The sequence below is a fragment of the Serratia sp. (in: enterobacteria) genome, assembly GCF_046715635.1.
Lineage (GTDB): Bacteria > Pseudomonadota > Gammaproteobacteria > Enterobacterales > Enterobacteriaceae > Chania.
Genome location: NZ_JBKJYW010000136.1, coordinates 1 through 5,335, shown reverse-complemented (window position 1 = coordinate 5,335; position 5,335 = coordinate 1). Strand labels below are relative to the sequence as shown.

Below are 5,335 nucleotides of genomic sequence, written 5' to 3'. Positions count from 1 at the left end.
AAAAGATCAGCGGAGTGAGGGTCTCACGCAGGATATTGCCGCTGCGCCACTGGGTAACGCTGGCATAGCTGGCGTTTAAAATCATGACCGCCGCCGAAGTCGCCACGGCAATATGCATCGCCTGATCGGCATGATTGCCGGAGGCGGAAACCACATGATAGACGAAAGGCACCACCACAAAGCCGCCGCCAAAACCAAACAGAATGGTGGTCATACCGGTCAAAAAGCCGGTAAACAGCACCAGTAAAATATCAGCCATCCCCCTGCCACTCCTCAATGTCGTTGGTCAGCTAGCAGGATAGGCGGCCACGTTATGGCTTGTATGCTATCATCGGTCAACTATCATTGCGTTTCGGCCAAAATGATAAGGCAGGCTATGCGCAATACCTCCATCAATTCCCTCGATCACACGCCAAGAACGGTGATTGCCATTGGCACCGACTATCCACCGGACTATCTACTGCCCTTGCATAGCCACCGGCGCGCACAACTGCTGTATGGTGCCACCGGCGTGATGCAGGTATTTACCCGGCAGGGAAATTGGGTGGTGCCACCACAGCGCGCCGTATGGATCCCGCCGCAGGTCGCACATGAAGTCAGGATGATGGGAGTGAGCACTCGCAGCCTGTATATCGAGCCGGACGCGCTGATCGCGCCCATCGCCGAGGTGTGTCAGGTGGTGAGCGTAACCCCGTTGATGCGCCAGTTGCTGATGGCCGCCGTCGATATGCCGCTGGAGTATCAGCAGGAAGGACGGGATGGGGCTTTGGTGGCGCTGCTGCTGCATGAGATTGCCCAGATGCAGGCATTGCCACTGCATATTCCCCTGCCGGAAGATCCCCGGCTCAGCGCTCTGTGCCAAACCTTTTTACGCCAGCCAGACGCTCACGCTCCACCTGGGCTTTGGGCCGCCAGCCTGTATATGAGCCTACGCACCTTTAGCCGTTTTTTCCGCAAGCAGACCGGGATGTCATTTTCGCAGTGGCGTCAGCGAGCCTGTGTGGTATTGGCGCTGGCACGCCTGGCAGCGGGCAACAGCGTTACCCAGGTGGCCATTGAGTTGGGCTATGAGAGCAGCGCGGCCTTTTCGGCGATGTTTCGCCGGGTGTTAGGGCTGGCGCCGTCTTCTTATTTGGGGTGAGTGGGTGGGGTCGCACATATTCGACCGTAGGGGCACCGCATGCTGCGCCCGTTTAACAGCATGCAGCCCCTATATTGTGAGTCCGGTGTAGACGTTTAGCGGAATTTTTTGTGATTGGCATCGCGGGTTTGCTTGAAGCCCTGTGCCACTTTACGCGCGTCCTCCAGCTTGCCCTGATTCGCCAACGCCATTGACTGATCGATCTGCCCGATCAACGTCGCCAGCCCTTGACGAAATTCCTTCATCTCCGGGCTGTCTGGCGCTTTGCTTTCCAACTTCGGCGGTGTGCCTTTTTGGGCATCCGTGGCCGCAGCACGCATATTCTGCAGGCTCTGCTTGAAGGTATCGGTAGAATCGGTTTTCAATACAATTTTGTAATTGGCGGCCAGGGTATCCATATCATCGGCCAGATCGGCAGCCATCGCCCATGAACTGGCTCCCAGCAGCGTCAGTGCTGCCAACACTTTCAATGTCTTCCTCATGCTCACCTTCCCGTTATTGTTTTAGTTAACCCGTTATAAACATAGGCATGGAACGGTAAAACCGATACCTGATATTTGTAAGGAAGGTTGAAGCGGGGAGTTGGGAGGAGCCGAGATACCCCACACCCTAACACTCTCCCAAAAGGAGAGGGAACCGATCGAGTTAAGCTGAAAGTATCATGATTCTTCATGAGCACCGGCTTATTTACCTTGGATGAGGGGGCGATCGAGGTTGCTGATATTGCCTCTTTACTTCCCAAAAAGCAGAGGCTAACAGCTCCCTCTCCCTGTGGGAGAGGGTTGGGGGGGAGGGAGATTACTGCCCAGCGATCTTCATTTCTGGCAGCAGCACGGAACCGCACTGGATATTGCTGCGCAGTTCGATATCGCTGCCGATGCTGACGATATTGCGCAGCATATCTTTCAGGTTACCGGCAATGGTGATCTCGCTGACCGGATATTGGATCTCACCGTTTTCTACCCAGAAGCCAGAAGCCCCGCGTGAGTAATCGCCGGTAATACCGCTGACGCCCTGCCCCATCAGTTCGGTGACCACCAGGCCGGTGCCCAACTGTTTGAGCATGCCCGCAAAGTCATCGCCCTGCCCGGCAATACGCCAGTTATGGATCCCGCCTGCGTGGCCAGTGCTATGCAGCCCCAGTTTGCGCGCGGCGTAGCTGGTCAGCAGCCAGGTTTCCAGTACACCGTCTTTGACGATGTCACGGCGCTGGGTGCGTACGCCTTCACTGTCGAACGGCGTAGACGCCAGCCCTTTCAGCAAGTGCGGGTGTTCTTCAATGGTCATCCACTCCGGCAGGATCTGTTTACCCAACGAATCCAGCAGGAAGGTGGACTTGCGATAAACGCTGCTACCGCTGATAGCCCCGACCAGGTGGCCAAACAGACCGGTTGCCACTTCTGAGGCGAACAGCACTGGAGCCTTCATGGTTGACAGCTTACGTGGGGAAAGACGTGCCAACGTGCGGCGGGCACATTCCTGGCCGACCCACTCAGGGCTGGCCATATCGCCCATCGCCCGGCCAATGGTATAGGCGTAATCCCGCTCCATATCGCCATCATGCTCGGCAATCACACAGCTGGAGAGCGAGTGGCGGCTGTAGCAATAGCTTTGCAGCATACCGTGGCTGTTGCCGAAAACCTTGATACCGTAATGGCTGTTGAAGCTGCCGCCTTCGGTATTGGTAATCCGCTTGTCGGCAGCCAGCGAAGCCTGCTCGGCGCGGGCTGCCAACTCGATACCGCGTTCGGCATCCAGTTCTGTGGGGTGGAACAGGTCCAGATCCGGTGCGTCAAACGCCAGCAGATCTTTTTCCGCCGGGCCAGCGTGGGGATCTGGCGAAGTATAACGAGCGATATCCAGCGCCGCCTGCACGGTACGTGCAATGGCATCCGGGTTAAGATCGGTGGAAGAGGCACTGCCTTTACGGTTTTGATAATAGACGGTAATGCCTAACGCGCCGTCGCTGTTGAATTCGACGTTCTCCACTTCGCCAAAGCGGGTGCTGACGCTGATACCGGTGGTTTTGCTCACGGCAACTTCTGCCGCATCGGAACCGGCGCGTGCCAGCTCCAGCGCCTGTGAAACGGCGTGTTCCAGCGCTTTGCGCTGTTCTGCAACTTGGGTGACTACTTTCATCGATCGGCCATAGTTAATCAGAAAATCGTTGAGAAAAGTGCCGTGTCGGCATGGTTTTGCGCGCAATAACGCGCCAAAATAATTTCAGGCTGCACCCGCTGGCCGCAGCCCGATGTACTTTTGAGTCTAACAGGAACCGCGTGGAATTTCGCATAAAGCCGGCAACCTGTTAGGATTAGCCTCTTTTTAACGGAGCCTACCATGAACAAACAGCCTGAAGACTGGCTCGACGAAGTCCCGGAGAACGAAAACGAGGACGATGACGAGATTATCTGGGTCAGTAAAAGTGAAATTAAACGTGATGCCGAAGCGCTGAAAGATCTGGGAACCGAACTGGTTGAACTGGGTAAAAACGCGTTGGAACGCATCCCGCTGGATGAAGATCTGCGTGCCGCCATCGAACTGGCGCAGAAGATCAAGAAAGAAGGCCGCCGCCGCCAGATCCAACTGATCGGCAAAATGCTGCGTGCTCGCGATGTCGAACCGATCCAAACTGCGCTCGACAAGCTGAAGAACCGCCATAACCAACAGGTTTCGCTGTTCCACAAGCTGGAAGCGCTGCGCGATCGCCTGGTGGCGGAAGGTGATGACGCGATCCCGTCCGTGCTGGATCTGTATCCAGAGGCCGATCGGCAACAGTTGCGCGCCCTGATACGTAACGCACAGAAAGAGCAGGCTGCTAACAAGCCGCCAAAATCATTCCGCCAAATCTTCCAGTACTTGCGAGAGCTGGCCGAGGCACAACAGTGATCGTCAGCGGCATCGCAGCGGGATGGACCCCGTTCATCCCCGCGGTTGCATCGCTGTGTTGCTCGTTTCACGGATATTGAACCGCAGGTTGCCCTCCAGCTCTTCCTCCGCTTCTTCAAACAACAGAATAATGGCACCAAAGCGGCGTTTGCTGCGGGCGTTGAGATTGAGAAATTCAATCTCGACCGGCAGGCTGATGTCGCCGGTCACCACGTCCCACAGCGCGTCCAGGTTGGCGCCAAATCCTTCACCCAGTGCAAACTGCTCGGCAAAGTGGCGATAGAACGCTGGCAAGTCCGCTATCTGGTTAAAATCGAACTCTATTTTCCCCATCGGCTCACTCCATCCGCATGAAGTTCTTATAATGGTCGCGCGTGACATAAATCAGACCGTCACTGGAATACAACAACCGATCGGCACCGCGTCGGCCGCATTGGTAGTTGATATCCGCTTCGCGCCATACCCGGTTGTTGGCGGTCGGCAACTGCCCTTCACGGTTGGAAAAACGATCGCCGCCAATGGCCTTGCCCGGCAATACCTTGCACAGATTACCGTCGCGCGCATCCCAACCCTGTTCGCGTGCCTGCTTTTTGGTGATGTAGTAATCAGGCAGACGCTGATGCTGTTGCACATAGCTGACCACCCGCTGCTGTTGCGTCAGTTGTTCAATGCTTTCTGCCGCCGGGGCTGAATCGTTGGTCAGCGCCCGATCGCCATCCCCATGCAGTGCACTGAAACCCGCCACGAGCAAAGCAATCAACATCGCAATAAGCGTACGTTTGTTCATACCGTCCCTGCATATATAGCAAAAATTAATGAATCAAAGATGACCAAGATGTAACCATTTCACTTGCAGAGGCCTCGCGCCCGAGCAAAAAACCGCAATTGATACGGAATTATTATGGTTAGGGAGTGCATTTTAGCCCCCCAGGACGAGGGACGTAAACCCTGCTCAGTATAGCCGTTGGTGGGAAAGTGAAGATATCAATCAATCAGCGCGTGACGGTAGCGATGCAGCATATCGGCCAGGCGTTTTACCGGGCCGGTAACGCTAAGTGGCGCAAGGTTATCCACCAGCTTTTGTTGATATTCATTCATCTCTTTAAGTAAACGATCGTAGTAGTAAGCCCGCTTCACATCATTCTTGGCGGTAACCACGTGGTCGGCAGTGCTACGGATCTGCTTGTGGAACACCGAAAGCTCTTCCCGTTCCGGGATCTCGGTCATCTGCATCCGCTGGTGGGCAATAATCAGGTTGAGCGCCAGCCGGTATTTGGCAATGTCGTTCGGGAACATCATCAGCAG

General features: G+C 55.5%; 7 protein-coding genes and 1 pseudogene. 2 read left to right on the top strand and 6 right to left on the bottom strand.

Translation table 11 applies throughout. The annotated features are described in order from the left end of the window. A partial coding sequence (locus ACLQ7H_RS06615) for a TSUP family transporter (RefSeq protein WP_411751984.1) occupies positions 1-259 on the bottom strand: 259 nt, incomplete at its 3' end. A 117-nt stretch (positions 260-376) separates the two neighbouring features. Here ACLQ7H_RS06615 and ACLQ7H_RS06610 point away from each other — a divergent pair. Then, the gene (locus ACLQ7H_RS06610; RefSeq protein ID WP_411751983.1) at positions 377-1,141 is read left to right on the top strand and encodes an AraC family transcriptional regulator; all 765 of its coding nucleotides are present in this window, start codon (positions 377-379) and stop codon (positions 1,139-1,141) included. Positions 1,142-1,236: 95 nt separating this feature from the next. Here ACLQ7H_RS06610 and cybC read toward each other — a convergent pair whose 3' ends face one another. Further along, positions 1,237-1,623 (bottom strand): cytochrome b562, encoded by a 387-nt coding sequence (gene cybC, locus ACLQ7H_RS06605; protein WP_411751982.1) that lies wholly within the window; start codon positions 1,621-1,623, stop codon positions 1,237-1,239. A gap of 316 nt (positions 1,624-1,939) precedes the next feature. After that, positions 1,940-3,280 (bottom strand): metalloprotease PmbA, encoded by a 1,341-nt coding sequence (gene pmbA / locus ACLQ7H_RS06600; RefSeq protein WP_411751981.1) that lies wholly within the window; start codon positions 3,278-3,280, stop codon positions 1,940-1,942. A gap of 201 nt (positions 3,281-3,481) precedes the next feature. Between pmbA and yjgA the strand changes: the two genes are divergently transcribed. Next, on the top strand, positions 3,482-4,030 hold the full coding sequence (gene yjgA / locus ACLQ7H_RS06595) for a ribosome biogenesis factor YjgA (protein WP_411751980.1): 549 nt from the start codon (positions 3,482-3,484) through the stop codon (positions 4,028-4,030). A gap of 33 nt (positions 4,031-4,063) precedes the next feature. Here the strand turns inward: yjgA and ACLQ7H_RS06590 are convergent, their stop codons facing one another. The 3 genes and pseudogenes from ACLQ7H_RS06590 to ACLQ7H_RS06580 all read right to left on the bottom strand — a co-directional run. Beyond that, positions 4,064-4,363 carry a barstar family protein gene (locus tag ACLQ7H_RS06590; protein ID WP_411751979.1) on the bottom strand — a complete coding sequence of 100 codons (300 nt, stop codon included), beginning with the start codon at positions 4,361-4,363 and terminating at the stop codon, positions 4,064-4,066. 4 nt (positions 4,364-4,367) lie between these two features. Beyond that, on the bottom strand, positions 4,368-4,817 hold the full coding sequence (locus ACLQ7H_RS06585) for a ribonuclease (RefSeq protein WP_411751978.1): 450 nt from the start codon (positions 4,815-4,817) through the stop codon (positions 4,368-4,370). Positions 4,818-5,014: 197 nt separating this feature from the next. Continuing rightward, positions 5,015-5,335 (bottom strand): annotated as a pseudogene (locus ACLQ7H_RS06580) (p-hydroxybenzoic acid efflux pump subunit AaeB); the annotation flags it as partial.